The sequence below is a fragment of the Pectobacterium sp. F1-1 genome (genome assembly GCF_025643735.1).
Taxonomy (GTDB): Bacteria; Pseudomonadota; Gammaproteobacteria; order Enterobacterales; family Enterobacteriaceae; genus Pectobacterium; species Pectobacterium colocasium.
Genome location: NZ_CP104733.1, coordinates 2,752,789 through 2,766,001, shown reverse-complemented (window position 1 = coordinate 2,766,001; position 13,213 = coordinate 2,752,789). Strand labels below are relative to the sequence as shown.

Below are 13,213 nucleotides of genomic sequence, written 5' to 3'. Positions count from 1 at the left end.
TAATCGTTTGCCTACGTTTAAAGTTCTTCTTCTAAGCTAAAAAACAGAATTTCAGAAGGAGAATGCCGAATGTTATACCGAAGGGATCTGGGTTGACGTTTTTCGACCGATACGCAGCGCTTTCATAAACAGCGGATTGTGTCCGATTTATCATGAAAGGGAAAGGGCTAATTTATACTATTAGTGATGCATTGGTCCGAGATTTTTCACTAAAATTATGAAAGAATCGTAATAACCCTATTGTTTGTGGTTTTAACCGCCTGGATGGGTTCGCAGTAAAGGGCGGTTTCCTCTTTCAGATAAAATTTGTTCGTTAATAAGGAGTGGTTTATGGATACAGATCTGAAGATGTCTTTGCTGACAACGGTTGGCGCACTGGCGATGATCATTGTGTTCAGTTTTGTTGCGGTGCTGAACTAACCGAACGATGCCTCTGTGTGATTTCGGTATTCAGACACGTTTATGCTACAGCTACATAAAACGTGTCTGAATCGTTCTTCTTCTTCGATGCCGAATCCATTTCTCAACGAATTGTCTGTGGCGTTACTACGCGACGCGCGCCAACGTAGTGCTCCTGCCAATAATCTTCACTCAGTTTGCTGATACGAATATCTGAACCGGTACGCGGCGACTGGATAAATTTCCCTTCTCCCAGATAAACGCCGACATGATCGGCGGCACCGCGATTGTTGATGCGGAAGAAGACCAGATCGCCACTTTCCAGCTCGCTCTTTTTAATCGGAGCGGCATCACGCAGGTGATACATTTCATTGGCGGTACGTGGAATCTGGATCTTAACGACGTCTTTGTACGCGTAATAGACCAGTCCGCTACAGTCGAATCCGGTAAAAGGAGATGAGCCGCCCCAGTGGTAAGGCTTGCCTATTTGGCTCATCAACTTATTCATTGCTGTCGTTTTGGCATGTTGATAACGCTTTTTATGCGCCGCGCTCAGCGCCATACCTTTTTCTGTAGGCGCCGGATTTTTCTCCGCTTTTCCCTTGACCGTCGTTTTCTTCAGCCCGGTTTTGACTCTGGCCTGTGCGGTTGTCTGCTTTTCTTCTTCAGGCTTCAGCTTTTTGAGATTCTTTTTCACGAGTGCGGGCGTGCTGCTTTGCGTCCGTGACGGTTTTTTTTCTGTTGATTTGTTTACGCTGCGAGGTTTGGTTTTCGTGCTGACCGCGGCAGGTTCTGGTTTTTTGCTTTTGATCGGTGTCGGTGACTTCGCATTACCCTTTGTTTGACGGCTTTTCTTATTGGTTTCTTCAACGGCGCTTTTCTTTGGCGCAGAATGCGGGGTATGCGGTGCAGCCTGAACGACGTTCAGGGACAGATTGCTGAAAAATAATATAAAAAGAGTAATAAACAAGCGCATAATAAAAGTGACCGAACATAATCCTTAACTCGCTCAATCCGCACAGTATTCCTGAAAACGGCGGCATAAAAAAGTGGGCATGGTCGCTTTATTCATACAGAATAGTGAAAAAACGTTAATAGTTGTTTTTTCGATTGATTTATCAACGCTTTCTGGCGTTGATTTCATCAAGGGCGAATAACTTGCAGGGAAAATATCCCTACAAAAAATGGCGTTTTTTTGTGACTGGTGGCATCGGTACAATATCACTGAGTCAATGTCGCTGTCGTAGTACCTCTGACGGCGGCTCATGGCTAGCGTTTTGGACGTTAGCCATCCTATAAGTTTAAGGAAGCAAGAAGATGACGACACCGACAATTGAAAAAATTCAGCGCCAAATTGCTGAAAACCCGATTCTGCTGTACATGAAAGGCTCCCCGAAATTGCCAAGTTGCGGTTTTTCCGCACAGACAGTTCAGGCGTTGTCTGCATGTGGCGAGCGTTTTGCGTATGTTGATATTTTACAGAACCCGGATATTCGCGCTGAGCTGCCGAAATACGCGAACTGGCCGACATTCCCACAGCTGTGGGTTGACGGCGAGCTGATTGGCGGTTGTGATATCGTGGTTGAAATGTTCCAGCGTGGTGAACTGCAACCGCTGATCAAAGAAACGGCCGACAAGTACAAAGCACAGCAGGCCGATCAAGAGTAATGCGTTCTTAATGACGATGCTATACGTCATTACCGGAGCGTAAATCCTTCCAACGGGTGCCTTATGGCACCCGTTCTTTTATCTCTGATTTTCCCGTCTTTTTAGTCTTCGGCTGACGCGTCTTCCAGCGAATGTTCTTCCTGCGCAATCGGCCACCCACCCAGACGTTTCCAGCGGTTAACCAACTCACAGAACAGCAAGGCTGTCTGATTGGTATCATACAGCGCGGAGTGTGCCTGACTGGAGTCAAACGCAATACCCGCAGCAATACAGGCCTTGGCAAGGACGGTTTGTCCTAACACCAGCCCGCTGAGGGCCGCGGTATCAAAGGTGGCGAAAGGGTGAAATGGGTTGCGTTTCAGGCTACAGCGCTCCGCTGCCGCCATCATGAAACTGTGGTCGAATGTAGCATTATGCGCCACGATAATGGCACGGTTGCAGTTTTGCTCCTTGATCCCTTTGCGCACGACTTTGAAAATTTCGTGCAGCGCATCATATTCGCTCACGGCGCCGCGTAGCGGGTTGGTAGGGTCAATGCCGTTAAACGCCAGCGCGGCGGGTTCAAGGATCGCGCCTTCGAATGGTTCAACATGAAAATGTAGCGTTTCATCTGGCTGCAACCAACCGTCTTGATCCATTTTTAATGTTACCGCCGCCACTTCCAGCAAGGCATCGGTTTTCGCATTAAATCCGGCGGTTTCAACATCAATCACTACCGGGTAGAACCCACGAAAACGGCCGCTCAGGGCGTTCAGATCACTTTTATCAGCCATTTGTCTCTTAATTGTTAGCAAAACGCAGCGCGCATTATTGCAAATTTTGACTGGAGATGCAGCATGCCGTTGTGGTTCAAACCGCGAGGGGGACGAAGAGGGGGAGGGAACAGGTGCCGATGTAGCACCTGTAGCATGCGAGAGATATCAGTGGCCGATGCCGTTACCCGCGTGGGCATTTTCGATCAATTCAATTTTATAGCCGTCTGGATCTTCAATGAACGCGATGACGGTTGTGCCGCCTTTGACCGGACCAGCTTCGCGCGTGACATTGCCGCCTGCTTTGCGGATACGCTCACAGGTTGCGGCAACATCGTCAACGCCCAGTGCGATATGACCATAGGCGTTGCCGAGATCATAACTGTCGACGCCCCAGTTGTAGGTCAGTTCGATAACTGCACCTTCGCTCTCTTCGGTATAACCGACGAAAGCCAGCGTGTATTTGTATTCGGTATTCTCGCTGGTGCGCAGCACGCGCATGCCCAGAACCTGAGTATAGAAATCGATAGAACGTTGTAAATCGCCAACACGCAGCATGGTGTGAAGTAAACGCATAGTGTCCTCGTTAAAAAGTGCAACAAAAGGGAAGTATAGCGTTGTGGCTCTGCCGAGTCCAAGCTGTTGGGATGATGCTAAAAATGCGACACTATGGTGAGGTTTGTGTTAAAACGTACTAACAGGAGGGGTAAATAGCGCGGTGGGGCACTTTTAGGCTGCCGGGCGTGTAAAAAAATCGTCAGTTATTACAATGGTTATCTAATTATTTTCATTGTGACTGTCCGTTTGTGCTTGCCAGCGGTAAAGAACAGGGCTTCAATAAATAGAGTTGTAGCAGGAGGTGTTGTGCCAGAGCAACTAGAACTCTTTGTGGTCCCTAATCCATGCCGTGGTATTTGTCAGGCGGATGAAGGCGGGTATTGTCGCGGTTGCTTTCGCAGTCGTAATGAGCGCTTTAGTTGGAGCCAAATGAGTGATGCGCAGAAACAGGATGTGCTGCGTTTGTGTCGGCAGAGAATGAAACGCTCACAGCGTGCAGAGAAAACCGATACGCCAGCAGAATCCCGTCAGCCATCGTTGTTTTAAGTCATCTTGTCTTAGATGATCTATTAACGTGAAATTTTGTTTAAGCAACGCAGGAGCGTTCGATTGAATAAAATAAGCCTGAGATCATTTTTAAAAGACTTTTATTTGATAGAATCCATTTCACGGTGGTTCTATTTTTACAACAATAAAGTCGTTTCTTATTTTATAAATCAGAGTTGATTGCAATCCAGGGATATAACTTAGCGTGCTAACAATAAGGAGAGGTGATGGAATTGCCATTAGGATCTGATTTAGCCCGTCTGGTGCGCGTATGGCGTGCGCTAGTCGATCATCGGTTAAAACCACTTGAACTAACCCAAACACACTGGGTTACGCTGCATAACATATACCATTTACCCCCTGGTCAATCGCAGATTCAACTGGCCAAAGCGATAGGTATTGAGCAACCTTCATTGGTTCGAACACTGGATCAGTTGGAGGAGAAAGGGTTAATCACTCGCCATGTTTGTGCACACGATCGTCGGGCAAAACGTATTATGCTGACTGAATCGGCAGAGCCGATCATACAGGCAGTCAATGGCGTAATTAGCCATACACGTAATGAAGTATTATTTGGAATTACGCCGGAGCAGGTTGATGAATTAGCGCTGCTGGTTGCGCGCCTTGAGAAAAATATATTGGCATTACATGAGAATCAAGCGTAGCTAAATTTGGGTTGCGCAGAGGGAGAATTAAATCCCGGTAATATTACCAATATCTGTCATTGGTTATTCATTCCGGGAGTTGATTATTCGTTGTGACGATCGCCGCAGTTGGCGGCGATCGTCACACAGCATCAGCGTGGAGAAACGGTGATGCTGCGGCCATTGCTGGCCATAGCAACGCGTTGACCTACGCTGAATTTCGTATCGCCTTGTTTCTGTACTACCATGATAGTACTTCCGTCATCACGACGAATTTCCAGCTCTACGCCCTGTGTACGGTTCAGTGCACTTGTTGCGCTTTGACCCGCAACTCCACCTGCTACCGCACCCGCTGCTGTCGCCAGACTACGACCGGAACCGCCGCCGACCGTGTTGCCCAGGAAACCACCTAGTACGGCACCGCCCAGCGCACCTATCACGTTAGAATCTTCCCCCGCCTGAATCTGAACCGGGCGCGTAGAAACAATCGTACCGTAGGTCACAGTCTGTACCTGCTTAGCTTCGGATGCACTGTAAACATCACCTGAAAGTGTACTGGTATTAGCACAACCAGCCAGCGTGATACCTGCAAGGGTAACCACAAGTAAACGCTTCATCATAATACTAACTCCTTAATAGCGAATATGTCGGGCTGGCTCAGCCGCGGCCGACGCAGTGTTATACCAATAAATTATGGTCTGGCTCAGTATAGCATGCCACTCTTTTTACTCTTTTTTTCAGAATATAATAGTGCGCTTAAATTGCGTATAAACAGAGGAGTAAATCGCACGAGAAGTGGCTTTTTTTGTAGCAAATATTATCAAAACCCCCCATTTGGTTAAAAGCTGGCCCATGTGGCAAAAACGCAAAAAATTTAATAATTCAGCGTGTTAACGTGCTACTTTTATTCTCGATATAACGGTTATTAGCGGTGTTCTCTTTTTATCCCATAGGGCAAAGGCTACATAATGAGATCAGGCAGATATATTGGCGTAATGTCCGGCACCAGCCTGGATGGTGTGGACGTTGTGCTCGCCGCGATTGACGAGCATACGGTTGCTCAGCAGGCCAGCTACTGTCACCCGATACCGCAGGACATCAAAATGGCCATCCTGGGGATGTGTCAGGGGCAGGCGGTAACGCTGTCGGCACTGGGAAAGTTGGATACGCGTCTGGGTATCTTGTTTGCCGAAGCTGTACTGGCGCTGCTTAAAGAGACGGAATTGGGGGCTCAGGATATTACGGCGATTGGCTGCCACGGGCAGACGGTCTGGCACGAGCCTACGGGCGACGCGCCCTGCACGTTGCAGATCGGTGATAATAATCGTGTCGCCGCATTGACGGGTATTACGACCGTGGGGGATTTTCGCCGTCGGGATTTGGCTTATGGCGGGCAAGGCGCACCGCTGGTTCCCTCGTTCCACCATGCGCTGCTGCTACATCCTGTCGAACGGCGTATCGTGCTCAACGTTGGGGGAATCGCCAATCTGTCGCTGTTGGTTCCGGGTGCGCCAGTACGTGGTTACGACACTGGCCCCGGCAACATGTTGCTGGATGCCTGGATCTGGCGGCACTGCGCACAACCGTACGATAAAGACGCCGCGTGGGCGATAAGCGGGCAGGTTAACCCGCTATTGCTTCGTCGGATGTTAACCGATCCTTATTTTGCGTTACCGGCGCCAAAAAGCACCGGACGTGAGTATTTCAACCTGAGCTGGCTGGAAAGAATGCTGGCTGGGCTACCGCCAATGACACCGCAGGATGTGCAGGCAACGCTGGCTGAATTAACCGCGATGAGCATCGCCGAACAGGTACTGCTGGTTGGTGGATGCGAACGTTTACTGGTTTGTGGTGGTGGGGCGCGCAATCCGCTCATCATTGCGCGTCTCTCGGCGCTGCTGCCGGGTATTGAAGTCAGCACGACGGATGAATGTGGCGTAAGCGGCGATGACATGGAAGCGCTGGCATTTGCCTGGCTGGCTTCACGCACGTTGTCGGGACTGTCGGGCAATCTGCCGTCTGTTACGGGAGCGAGTCAGGAAACGGTGTTAGGCGCGATTTATCCGGTCAACGCGGATTAATCAGATTTTGCCGAGAGGTTCAGGTTTATCCTCTTGTTAAACTTCAAGGTGCGGCAGCGTCAGTTGCCGCCATTGACAAGAATGACAGGAGAAAAGAATGAAACGATTGCTGACGGGGACAGCGCTGATTCTGCTGAGCGGATGCAGCTATTTCGGTCATAAACAAACAGTGGAAACGCTGCATTATCAATGTGGCACGATGCCGCTAACGGTGACGCTACAGCAGGGCGGCGAAATGCCTTCGCAGGTGAGTTTCCTGCTGGATGGCGAACGTCTGGCTCTCCCTCAGGTGGTGTCCGCTTCTGGCGTCCGATACAGCAATGATATCTACACATTTTGGAGCAAAGGCGATCGCGCATTTATCCAACGTGGTGAACGGGTTATCGTAGACGACTGCGTGTTGGCACCGCTGTAACTGTACCGCACGTTCGTGGTGCGACTGCTGATTGCGATTTTTCGGGTACGGGAGCAAAATGGGATTTTCGCCCGCTTCTGGCCCGACATTGCGACAGCAGGACATTATGACTCAGGAACGTTCCCCCTCTGATAGTACTCCTCTTCAACCCGCCGATATCGCCGACATCCGCCGTGAATACACGCGTGGTGGGCTTCGTCGTAGCGATCTTCCGGCTAACCCGTTGGATTTGTTTGAACGCTGGTTGAAGCAGGCCTGCGACGCGAAACTGGCCGATCCTACCGCGATGTCCGTCGCGACCGTAGATGAGCATGGGCAACCTTACCAACGTATCGTTCTATTGAAACACTATGATGAGAAAGGCATGGTGTTTTATACCAATATGGGCAGCCGCAAAGCCCATCACCTGGAAAACAACCCACGTATTAGCCTGTTGTTCCCTTGGCATATGCTGGAGCGACAGGTGATGGTGCTGGGGCGCGTGGAGAAACTACCGGCGCTGGAGGTACTGAAATACTTCCATAGTCGCCCGAAAGACAGCCAGATTGGTGCGTGGGTATCTAAGCAGTCCAGCCGGATTTCAGCGCGCGGCGTGCTAGAGAGTAAATTTTTGGAATTGAAGCAAAAATTCCAGAATGGCGAGGTGCCTTTGCCGAGCTTCTGGGGAGGCTTCCGCGTCGTGATCGATTCTGTGGAGTTTTGGCAGGGCGGTGAGCACCGCTTGCACGATCGATTTTTCTATCAGCGGCAGGAAGAAGGCTGGCAGATTGATCGTTTAGCGCCTTAATCGCGAAATATCCGTGTTAAACGCTGGCGCTCCTATCATCAGCACTTTATCCTATGAAGTTTCGCGTTGACTGGGCATTGCACAGCGATAGGGTGTTTATAGCGTGTTGCGTAAGGTAATGCGGCAGTGAAATCATCATGCGGCAGCAGGCAGGTATGCTGCGCATTTCTCACGGCGTTGTGCGTATCCCAAAGAGGGAACGTAACGGCCTGTTTTTTATAAAAATGGAGTTATCGATGGCGAGTAGTAACCTGATTAAACAATTGCAAGAGCGGGGCTTGATTGCCCAGGTGACGGATGAGGGTGCGTTAGCAGAGCGGCTGGCGCAAGGGCCAATCGCACTGTATTGCGGCTTCGATCCCACCGCTGACAGCTTGCATTTGGGGCATCTGGTGCCGCTGCTCTGCCTGAAACGCTTCCAGTTGGCTGGGCACAAACCGGTGGCACTGGTAGGCGGCGCCACGGGGCTGATCGGTGACCCCAGCTTTAAAGCCACGGAGCGCAAGCTGAACACGGCTGACACCGTGGGGGAATGGGTAGAGAAAATTCGTCGTCAGGTGTCTCCATTCCTGGATTTTGACTGTGGCAAAAACAGCGCAATTGCGGCTAATAACTACGATTGGTTCGGCAGTATGAACGTGCTGGATTTCCTGCGTGACATCGGCAAACATTTCTCCGTTAATCAGATGATTAACAAAGAAGCCGTCAAACAGCGTTTAAACCGTGATGACGTTGGTATTTCGTTCACCGAATTTTCTTACAACCTGCTTCAGGGATATGACTTTGCCTCGCTGAACAAACAGCATGACGTCGAACTGCAAATCGGGGGTTCTGACCAGTGGGGCAACATCACCTCCGGTATTGATTTGACGCGCCGTATGAACCAGAAACAGGTTTACGGCTTGACTGTGCCGCTGATCACCAAATCTGATGGGACGAAATTCGGTAAAACGGAAGGCGGCGCGATCTGGCTTGATGCCAGCAAGACCAGCCCTTACAAATTCTACCAGTTCTGGATCAACACGGCGGATGCCGATGTGTACCGCTTCCTGAAATTCTTCACGTTCATGAGCCTTGAAGACATCGACGCGCTGGAAGAAGAAGATAAAAATAGCGGTAAGGCTCCGCGTGCGCAGTACGTGTTGGCGGAAGAAGTGACCCGTATGGTGCATGGCGAAGCGGGTCTGGAAGCGGCTCGTCGTATTACGCAAAGCCTGTTCTCTGGCGCATTGCAGGATATGACGCAGGACGATTTTGCCCAACTGGCGCAGGATGGTATGCCGATTATCGAACTGGAAAACGGCGCGGATTTGCAACAGGCGCTGGTGAGTGCGGAGCTGGTGCCGTCACGCGGTCAGGCTCGTACGATGATCTCTTCGAATGCGGTAACCATTAATGGCGAAAAGCAGGCCGATCCTGAATACACCTTCAGTGCTGCTGACCGTTTGTTCGATCGCTACACCTTGTTGCGTCGCGGCAAAAAGCACTACTGCCTGATCTGTTGGAAAGCATAAGCATCACCGATAAGGGAGCGCCAGCTCCCTTTCTTCTTGTAAGTTGAGGCGCACAGGCGCTGGCAAGGATTTGAGTTGTATCTAATGAAAAATATACTTTCCATCCAATCCCATGTCGTTTTTGGTCATGCTGGTAACAGCGCGGCAGAGTTTCCTATGCGTCGGATGGGCGCAAACGTTTGGCCGTTGAATACGGTGCAATTCTCGAACCATACCCAATACGGCCACTGGACGGGGTGTGTCATGCCCGCCAGCCACCTGACCGAAGTGGTTCAGGGGATTGCGAACATCGATAAACTGAAGACCTGTAATGCGGTTTTGAGCGGTTACATTGGTTCGGCGGAGCAAGGGGAGCATATTCTGGGCATTGTTCGGCAGGTAAAAGCCGCCAATCCTGATGCGTTGTACTTCTGCGATCCAGTGATGGGGACGCCGGAGAAAGGTTGCATCGTCGCGCCCGGCGTGTCTGATTTTCACTGCCAGCAGTCGTTGCTGGCGGCCGATATTATCGCGCCGAACCTGCCAGAGCTGGAGCTGCTTGGTGGCCGTACCGTGCATAACGTGGCGGAAGCTGTGGAAACCGCGCGTGCGCTGTGTGAGAAAGGGCCAAAAATCGTTCTGGTCAAACACCTTAGCCGAGCGGCTGCGCGTGAAGACAGCTTCGAGATGCTGCTGGTCACGCCGACGGATGCCTGGCACATCAGCCGTCCCCTGGTGGAATTTGAACGCCAGCCCGTCGGCGTGGGCGATTTAACCAGTGGCTTGCTGCTGGTGAACTTGCTGAAAGGAGTGGCCTTGGATAAGGCGCTGGAGCACACGACGGCGGCTGTCTATGAAGTCATGCTGGTGACGAAAGAGATGAATGAATATGAGCTGCAACTGGTGGCCGCTCAGGATGGAATTGCCAATCCGCGTCATCATTTTCAAGCGATTCGACTGTCGTAAAATGAATAACGCCCCGACTCTCGGGGCGTTATTGCGCGTTATCCTTTCAACCTTTCAACCTTAAGCGCGGTCGCGACGGAAGGGCGCTCGGCAATATGGTCGAGATAAGCCGCTAGTGCAGGGTAGCGGAACATGTCCAGTTTTAGCGACTGTGCCCAGCGCATCACGGTAAACAGATACGCATCGGCGATACTGAAACGGTTAGCGACCAGATAGTTCTGTTCACTTAACACCAGATTGATATAACGGAATTTGACCTGCAAATATTCCATCAACAGCTCTTTATACGTTTCCGGCGTACCAGGACGGAAGAGCGGCGTAAACGTTTTGTGCAGCTCAGCAGAAATGTAATTCAGCCATTCGAGAGTATGGTAGCGCGCCATGCTGCCGGTCGGGGCGATAAGGTTACAGTGTGGAACCAGATCGGCGATGTATACGGCGATAGCGACACCTTCAGTCAGAACAGAACCATCATCCAGCTCTAACGCTGGCACCATTCCTTTCGGGTTGATGAACGTATAGTCGGTTCCACGCTCTGTCTTTTTTGTGCGCAGGTTGACCTTCTCCAGCTTGAATTCCAGTTTGGATTCGATCAAAACGATGTGTGTAAATAGAGAACTGCTTTCAGCTTTATAAAACAGTTTCATGGAAACCCCTTTCTATTATTATTTTTCCATCAACACATGCGCTGATGATTGTTGAATAGCTACATGTCGTTTTTTTACAACAAAACGTAACGAGAGAGTGTGAGGCTTCTTGCAAAATACTCCTTATGTATGATTGTTGTATGAAATTCAGGCGATTTTGACCGTTCAGCATCAAATGTTCATTCGCCATTCCTGGGCTGTTTTACTGAGGTTAACGGCGAAGGTAAGTAAAGCGATGTGGCGGTCGCCATAGGCCGCTTTTGGCGGGGATGGGAACATCGACGTGATGGATCGCCAGAGTCACTTCGGAATTGGCAAGATCGCGATAGCCTGGGAGATGAGACGTTAACGCAGGGAACGTGCTAAATAAAGGACGCTGTGGGTTTTTGAAGCCTATGCGGTTAAATCAGCGGTGTAAGTGATGTTTTCCCACGTGTGATTTATCGAACTTAATTAATGATTACTACATTTTTTGATAGGAAAAAATTCATTAGTGACAGATTTCGTATTTTTCATGACACCGTCAATTTAAGTTATTTCCCCAAGGTTGGTGCCTTATGGATATTTAAAAATGAAAATAGGAGGGGTATGAAGAAACGTAATTTATTGTTACATAGACTAGGTTACTCCTTTATTTTAGCCTGTAATAAAATAGGGGTAGTCATGTTGAATGGTTTTTGTGGGGAAAGAATGAAATGAGTTAACTATGACGCTTCCTGTTATATCTTCTGTGTTATTTCTCGGCTTCTATTATTGATGGGGAAGCAATAACATTATCGATTAACTATTATTCTACACCAAGATACAGACAATATTACGACGAAAAATGGGATAAACCGCAGGATGATGACGAGGATGCATCGAACGGCGAGTTCTTACTAATAATGCGTATTGTCTAACGCTATTTGTTACCATGAGGTTACTATGAAAAAGAACAGCTTATTGTTTTTTATTGCCTTGGCTATTGTTCTCGGAATTATTGTCGGCGGGGTCTGTCATGCTGTATTAACTGAGCAGCAAGCCAAAGACGTCGTTTCCTACTTTAATCTAGTGACCGATGTTTTTCTTCGCCTGATAAAAATGATTATTGCGCCATTGGTATTCGCAACATTGGTCTCGGGTCTTGCTAGTATGGGGAATTCTTCCTCAGTTGGCAGAATAGGTCTGAAGGCCATGGTGTGGTTTATTTGCTCTTCAGTGGTATCCCTCTTTATTGGTATGTTGTTGGCAAATATCTTTGAACCCGGTGTTGGCATGAATCTCGCCATTCCAAGTACGCCAATAGCCGTAGATACTGGCGTAAACACTGGCGGATTTACGCTGAAAAGCTTCATTGCGCATATATTTCCACGCAGTATCGTCGAAGCCATGGCGAATAACGAAATATTGCAGATTCTGGTGTTCTCGATGTTCTTCGGTTCTGCATTGGCTTTTGTTAAAGGCCAAACCAAGCATGCCGTTACCATGGAAACGATGGTAGAAGCACTGGCGAAAGTGATGTTTCGGGTGACGGACTATGTCATGCGATTAGCGCCGCTGGCCGTGTTTTCCTCGCTGGCGTCATCTATTACGACCGAAGGTCTGGGGCTTCTCCTCGACTTTGGCAAAGTTATCGGCGAGTTCTACCTTGGATTAGCGCTGCTATGGGGGCTCATGTTTGGTGCCGGGACGTTGTTCCTCGGTAAGAAAGCAACCTGGGGTCTGATCAAACTGCTGCGTGAGCCTAGTATTCTGGCGTTTGCGACGGCCAGTAGCGAAGCGGCCTATCCGAAAACAATGGAAGCGCTGAGCGAATTCGGCGTGCCTAAAAAAATCACCAGCTTCGTGCTCCCGTTGGGGTATTCCTTTAACCTTGTCGGATCCATGATCTATCAGGCGTTTGCCATTCTGTTTATCGCGCAGGCTTACAACATCCACTTAAGTTTGACGGAGCAGACCCTGATTCTGCTGACGCTGATGATCACCAGTAAAGGTATGGCTGGCGTAGCGCGTGCCGCCGTCGTCGTGGTTGCTGCGACATTGCCGATGTTCAGTTTACCCGAAGCGGGCATTTTGCTGATTATTGGTATCGATCAGTTCCTGGATATGGGTCGCACGGCGACCAATGTGATTGGTAACGGTATGGCGACTGCGGTTGTTGCCAAGCTGGAGCGAAACCATGGACTGGAAGAACAAGAGCATGAGCATGCCGATGAAGACGCACCTGTGATGGCGGCCGAGAATGTCTAAATTCGCTTCAGGTTAATACACTGAGACA

General features: G+C 49.6%; 15 protein-coding genes. 10 read left to right on the top strand and 5 right to left on the bottom strand.

What is annotated here, in order from left to right; genetic code table 11:
• Window positions 1-330: 330 nt before the first annotated feature.
• Entirely contained in the window at window positions 331-420 is a 90-nt protein-coding gene (locus NAL19_RS12110) for a YnhF family membrane protein (protein WP_121575788.1), read from the top strand.
• Window positions 421-523: 103 nt separating this feature from the next.
• Here the strand turns inward: NAL19_RS12110 and NAL19_RS12105 are convergent, their stop codons facing one another.
• A complete protein-coding gene (locus NAL19_RS12105; protein WP_263057468.1) occupies window positions 524-1,375 on the bottom strand; it encodes a C40 family peptidase in 852 nt (283 codons plus the stop codon).
• 341 nt (window positions 1,376-1,716) lie between these two features.
• Between NAL19_RS12105 and NAL19_RS12100 the strand changes: the two genes are divergently transcribed.
• Window positions 1,717-2,067, top strand: a complete 351-nt coding sequence (locus NAL19_RS12100; RefSeq protein ID WP_010276591.1) for a Grx4 family monothiol glutaredoxin — start codon at window positions 1,717-1,719, stop codon at window positions 2,065-2,067.
• A 101-nt stretch (window positions 2,068-2,168) separates the two neighbouring features.
• On the opposite strand, the gene rnt is transcribed toward NAL19_RS12100, so the two are convergent.
• Both rnt and gloA read right to left on the bottom strand, forming a co-directional pair.
• Window positions 2,169-2,840, bottom strand: coding sequence for a ribonuclease T (rnt, locus tag NAL19_RS12095; RefSeq protein WP_225084919.1), 672 nt, complete (start codon window positions 2,838-2,840; stop codon window positions 2,169-2,171).
• Window positions 2,841-2,987: 147 nt separating this feature from the next.
• Window positions 2,988-3,395, bottom strand: a complete 408-nt coding sequence (gloA, locus tag NAL19_RS12090; RefSeq protein ID WP_180742737.1) for a lactoylglutathione lyase — start codon at window positions 3,393-3,395, stop codon at window positions 2,988-2,990.
• A gap of 288 nt (window positions 3,396-3,683) precedes the next feature.
• Between gloA and NAL19_RS12085 the strand changes: the two genes are divergently transcribed.
• Both NAL19_RS12085 and slyA read left to right on the top strand, forming a co-directional pair.
• Entirely contained in the window at window positions 3,684-3,923 is a 240-nt protein-coding gene (locus tag NAL19_RS12085; RefSeq protein WP_317630284.1) for a DUF1289 domain-containing protein, read from the top strand.
• A gap of 227 nt (window positions 3,924-4,150) precedes the next feature.
• The gene (gene slyA / locus NAL19_RS12080; protein WP_015840595.1) at window positions 4,151-4,588 is read left to right on the top strand and encodes a transcriptional regulator SlyA; all 438 of its coding nucleotides are present in this window, start codon (window positions 4,151-4,153) and stop codon (window positions 4,586-4,588) included.
• 131 nt (window positions 4,589-4,719) lie between these two features.
• Here the strand turns inward: slyA and NAL19_RS12075 are convergent, their stop codons facing one another.
• Entirely contained in the window at window positions 4,720-5,187 is a 468-nt protein-coding gene (locus tag NAL19_RS12075) for a glycine zipper 2TM domain-containing protein (protein WP_225084917.1), read from the bottom strand.
• A gap of 348 nt (window positions 5,188-5,535) precedes the next feature.
• Between NAL19_RS12075 and anmK the strand changes: the two genes are divergently transcribed.
• From anmK to pdxY, 5 genes are all read left to right on the top strand, one after another.
• Entirely contained in the window at window positions 5,536-6,648 is a 1,113-nt protein-coding gene (anmK, locus tag NAL19_RS12070) for an anhydro-N-acetylmuramic acid kinase (protein ID WP_263057466.1), read from the top strand.
• Between the two features lie 97 nt (window positions 6,649-6,745).
• Window positions 6,746-7,063, top strand: a complete 318-nt coding sequence (locus NAL19_RS12065) for an MliC family protein (protein ID WP_263057465.1) — start codon at window positions 6,746-6,748, stop codon at window positions 7,061-7,063.
• 106 nt (window positions 7,064-7,169) lie between these two features.
• Window positions 7,170-7,850 carry a pyridoxamine 5'-phosphate oxidase gene (gene pdxH, locus NAL19_RS12060; RefSeq protein WP_263059705.1) on the top strand — a complete coding sequence of 227 codons (681 nt, stop codon included), beginning with the start codon at window positions 7,170-7,172 and terminating at the stop codon, window positions 7,848-7,850.
• 236 nt (window positions 7,851-8,086) lie between these two features.
• The gene (gene tyrS, locus NAL19_RS12055; protein WP_263057464.1) at window positions 8,087-9,364 is read left to right on the top strand and encodes a tyrosine--tRNA ligase; all 1,278 of its coding nucleotides are present in this window, start codon (window positions 8,087-8,089) and stop codon (window positions 9,362-9,364) included.
• A gap of 84 nt (window positions 9,365-9,448) precedes the next feature.
• Window positions 9,449-10,309 carry a pyridoxal kinase PdxY gene (gene pdxY / locus NAL19_RS12050; protein ID WP_263057463.1) on the top strand — a complete coding sequence of 287 codons (861 nt, stop codon included), beginning with the start codon at window positions 9,449-9,451 and terminating at the stop codon, window positions 10,307-10,309.
• 38 nt (window positions 10,310-10,347) lie between these two features.
• Here the strand turns inward: pdxY and gstA are convergent, their stop codons facing one another.
• A complete protein-coding gene (gene gstA, locus NAL19_RS12045) occupies window positions 10,348-10,956 on the bottom strand; it encodes a glutathione transferase GstA (RefSeq protein ID WP_225084912.1) in 609 nt (202 codons plus the stop codon).
• A gap of 924 nt (window positions 10,957-11,880) precedes the next feature.
• Between gstA and NAL19_RS12040 the strand changes: the two genes are divergently transcribed.
• Window positions 11,881-13,185: a dicarboxylate/amino acid:cation symporter gene (locus NAL19_RS12040; protein ID WP_263057462.1), complete on the top strand. Its 1,305-nt coding sequence runs from the start codon at window positions 11,881-11,883 to the stop codon at window positions 13,183-13,185.
• Window positions 13,186-13,213 lie beyond the last annotated feature (28 nt).